Below are 3,731 nucleotides of genomic sequence, written 5' to 3' on the forward strand. Positions count from 1 at the left end.
GAGCTTGAGGGTGTCGGTGGCTTCGAAGCGCGAGGCGTCGCTGGCCACGTCGTTGCGCAGTTGGTAGCCCTCGCCTTGCTGTTTGAAGGTGGTGACGGTGCGCTCGTTGAGGATGTCGCCGGTGACGGCGGTGGCGAGTATTTCCAGGCGGTCGCCTGTGCGTTGGTGTTGGCTGTTTGATGCCTTGCGCGTCTTTATGCTGAGGGCTTATAGTCCGCCGGTCGCCCATATGGCGATTCAGGTTTGGCGACCTGACGGTAGAGAATGCGCAAGCTGACGGCTTTTTTGCAGACACTTGTGCGCCCGCAAAGTCGTTTATGACGGCTGTGCGCGGGAGACCTTAGGGTCTGCCGGTTTTCTCTACTGCCGGTTCGCCAACCTGCGTACAGCTGTCACCCATACGTTTGGCGACGTTTGAGTGATGGCATCCATCACTTAAGTAGAGAGATATAAAATGACCCGATACATGCCACTGACAGGCCACGATTCAACCATCCCCGCGCTGGTGATCGACACGCAAGCCCCTCTTGATGTTCTCTATGATGCCGCTGCTTACCGCATTCGTGCAGTGACTCAGTTTCTGGAAAACCTGGCATTTCGCGAGGAAATCAGCAGTGATGCGATTGTCCTTCACGACTTTGCGTTGTTGCTGGCCATTCCATTGCGTGATGGTTGCGATCTCATGGATGCGATTGGGCGAAGGTTGATTTCGCAAGACTTATAAATAAATTCGGGCGGCGTAGAGCCGCCCGATCTGGCTAAACTCAGAGCTCAAGATGTAAAAAATAAAAGCCAATTTATTAAAGAACTAGATTTTAATATCTCAAACGAAAAAACACGTATAACCCCAAAAAAGTACATTACACCTAAATAAACTCGCCTGCCTTAGACACAAACACCCTATGAAAATCAAATAAATCTGCGCCTTTTCCCAGGCGAAGCTGCACAGATTTTGGGGGCTGAGGACACTTGGAAATATTGGAGCGGGCTCTGCGTGATGAGGTAAGCCATCAAGCGCAGAGTTTAGGGTAAATTTGTGGGAATCCCTCAGGGTCTGACCCAATTTTTCCGTAGCCCGCCCCCATCTCTCGCCATTTCAACTCAACAATTTCTCCATAATCTCTGGCGACCCAATAGATATGAAACCCCACTCATGGTCATCAAACTCGCCGACCTGTTTAAAGAGTAATCCATCTTCTCTGCACACTTGACAACAAAGACTATAATCTTCAGCCAAACTTCCGGACCACCCAACATCAAGACTGCATTTAAACTCAAAAGCCTTAGGTGTCGCAACAATATATGAACAGCGCTCATCAACAATTACGTCAATTAAACTCGCGATAGATAGTTTTGAAAGCCGTAAGGCACCGAAAAACTTTAATCCCCCATGAGCTTCTACAACGGATTCTTGAGAGTCACTACCCTCCGAAATTTCATATCCTCGAAACTTCAGTGCGCCCCACAATTTTCGATAGCGTACAATTCGAGTATCTGGTTGCCAAGCAGAGTTACCTAGAAGCAACCAAACATCATACTCAGGTAGTCTTTTATCAATCAGACGGCAAATAAAACTTAGCACACCTGCAAGTGAAGCATTTGACTTATCAGCGACTAAAAAACTAGCTGCTGACAATACTGCTCTAAAATTATCTTCAGCCCATTGGGGATTAATCACATTATTAGTAAGTGAAATATCAGGCGCATTCACGATTTGAATATCAATAGTCATAGTGATTTCCAGTTTTATCGTTAAAATGGGGCCCACGATTTTGGGAATTCCCTGAACCGAAATCGTGACCTCCTGCATCATCACGGATCCTTACCGTTTTGAGGCCGCCACCTGGAGCTGGAACCTCAAACTCATAAATTTTCCCCGGCTGAGGATTGCCCCGCTTATCGACATTTGGTAGGACCCGGCTGGGTTGCTGGCTTGTGGGAATGCCTGATTGACGTTTAGCTTCATTAAAGGCTCCACTTCGTCCCGCACCTATAGGGCTCATATTCTCAGGAATTGTGCCCTTTGGGCCAGCAGCCCCAATACTACCTCTACCGCTCATCAGAGCCGCGGCACCTGCCGTACCTAGCTCAGTAAGAATCGCAGCTTTCTCACCTGGCTCCAGCTTATGCCCATACATCCGATCCACCCAAGTGGTGGAAGCGTTCCAACGATCGAGATCGGCAGCTTCCTGCGGCGTCAGCCAACCCTCTTTCAGGCTCTTGGCATACGCTACCTGTTTGTCCATCGCAAACATATCTCCCCACCCACTCGGGTTCGGGGACAGCGACGTGGGCTCGCCAGGGTTACCTTGCAGCAAGCCAGGCACATCATAGGTGGTTTGTCTCAGTAACTTCAGCAGCTCCTGGGCAACCGGATCGTCCATTCGAATAGAGCTATTGACGATATCGTCTACGCAACTGCGCGTCTTGCATGCCTTGATAGGGTCGGAATTTTCAGCAGACAGTTTTTCGTATTTACTCAAAATACCTTTTAGCTTGTCTTCGCCGCAGGTCTTCGTTGCACGGCAATCCTTGATTTCCTTAAGCAAACCTTCAGCCTCAGCATGCTTGAGGTTGTTATATACGGTGGCCTGTTGGGCTACCCACGCGGCCTTTTCCTGAGCCTTGTCGTCACCACCTGCCGCCGCTGCGACCGTCATCCCCACCAACTGAGACGTCATCGCCAATAGGCGTTCATGCTCGTCGCCAGGGAAAATCTTGTCACCAACCAAGCTAATCAGCGCTTCGTTAGCACCCGCGGCCAAAGCAGCAGTGCGGAAATCTCCACCTGCCGCTTCGCCAATCAATCCGCCGACGATTGCGTGTACCGCTACTTTTGTGGAGAGGTTAGTGCCAAGAAGTGCATCACCTACCTTGTTATATATAGCTCCGCTCAAGCCATCTGCCGCCATCCCGATTGCGGCCTGCACGACGTTATCTTTAAATTTCCCACCGTTAGCCACTGTATTCAGGGCAGAGCGTACGGCGAGTTGAGTGCCTAGACTGTCTGGCACATAACCACCACTGATGCCTGAAACAACGTAACCCTTCAGCGCTTGACTGGATGTCACATCCTTAACAACGGCACCCAGGTTTCCCTTGTTGTTTATAGCGCTGATCACTGCGCCGCTGGTTGCCGAACCAATCACGGCTGTTGCTGCAAGATTTCCCCAGCCGGCACCAACGAAGGTGCCCGCAGTTGCCCCGACAGTGGAGATCCCTCCTGCCGCCATAGCGGTACCGGAACCGGCCGTGGCGCCCGCAGCGCTGCCAGCCATCACGCTCCCAGCCCCCGCAGTCAATGCCGTCACGATGATAATAATCGCCAGCATCGCACCCTGCCCAAGCCCGGAATGGCTGTACTTGAACGAGTCATGCATCTCCTGCACTTGCCGCCAGTCCACATCCCCACGCTTCTCAGCGTCTTTTAGCCAAGCAAGCTGCGGATCTGCCTTGACCATAACGTCGATGGTCTCGCTGACGGAGTGCTGGTCGATTTTCTTGATATCAATCTTCAGACCATCCACTGCCTGGATGGCTACTTTCCCTTGCGCAACCATTTGAGTCTGACGCAGCGTCTCGTCTGTATTACCCTTACCTTTGGCACTGTTCCACGCCAGGTCACTTTTGCTCTTCTCATGACTCTCCTGCCGTAAATCCTTCACCGCCTCAAACGTCACCGCCCCACCACTGACAATCGAAATATCCCCGCCACTGTCGAGCTTCGCCGC

4 protein-coding genes and 1 pseudogene are annotated in these 3,731 nt (G+C 51.4%); 2 read left to right on the plus strand and 3 right to left on the minus strand.

From position 1 onward, the window contains the following. Positions 1-180, plus strand: a 180-nt coding sequence (locus AOA59_RS32580; protein WP_158235290.1) for a hypothetical protein, incomplete at its 5' end; no start/stop codon positions are given. Positions 181-454: 274 nt separating this feature from the next. Beyond that, positions 455-724, plus strand: a complete 270-nt coding sequence (locus AOA59_RS31295; protein WP_099490092.1) for a hypothetical protein — start codon at positions 455-457, stop codon at positions 722-724. A 372-nt stretch (positions 725-1,096) separates the two neighbouring features. On the opposite strand, the gene AOA59_RS31300 is transcribed toward AOA59_RS31295, so the two are convergent. From AOA59_RS31300 to AOA59_RS33750, 3 genes and pseudogenes are all read right to left on the minus strand, one after another. After that, entirely contained in the window at positions 1,097-1,732 is a 636-nt protein-coding gene (locus AOA59_RS31300) for a hypothetical protein (RefSeq protein ID WP_256593154.1), read from the minus strand. After that, entirely contained in the window at positions 1,722-2,384 is a 663-nt protein-coding gene (locus tag AOA59_RS33745) for an HNH/endonuclease VII fold putative polymorphic toxin (protein ID WP_371919105.1), read from the minus strand. Before AOA59_RS33745 ends, AOA59_RS31300 begins: the two co-directional genes overlap by 11 nt. Before the next feature lie 180 nt (positions 2,385-2,564). After that, positions 2,565-3,731: pseudogene (locus AOA59_RS33750) on the minus strand (DUF637 domain-containing protein); the annotation flags it as partial.

This window comes from Pseudomonas sp. 2822-15 (genome assembly GCF_002742515.1).
In the GTDB taxonomy this organism is placed as follows: Bacteria; Pseudomonadota; Gammaproteobacteria; order Pseudomonadales; family Pseudomonadaceae; genus Aquipseudomonas; species Aquipseudomonas salomonii.

What these genes read in the sequence shown, in the direction of transcription:
- AOA59_RS31295 (WP_099490092.1), top strand. Translation starts at nt 455, where the DNA reads ATGACCCGATACATGCCACTGACAGGCCACGATTCAACCATCCCCGCG.
- AOA59_RS31300 (WP_256593154.1), bottom strand. Translation starts at nt 1,732, where the DNA reads ATGACTATTGATATTCAAATCGTGAATGCGCCTGATATTTCACTTACT.
- AOA59_RS33745 (WP_371919105.1), bottom strand. Translation starts at nt 2,384, where the DNA reads ATGGACGATCCGGTTGCCCAGGAGCTGCTGAAGTTACTGAGACAAACC.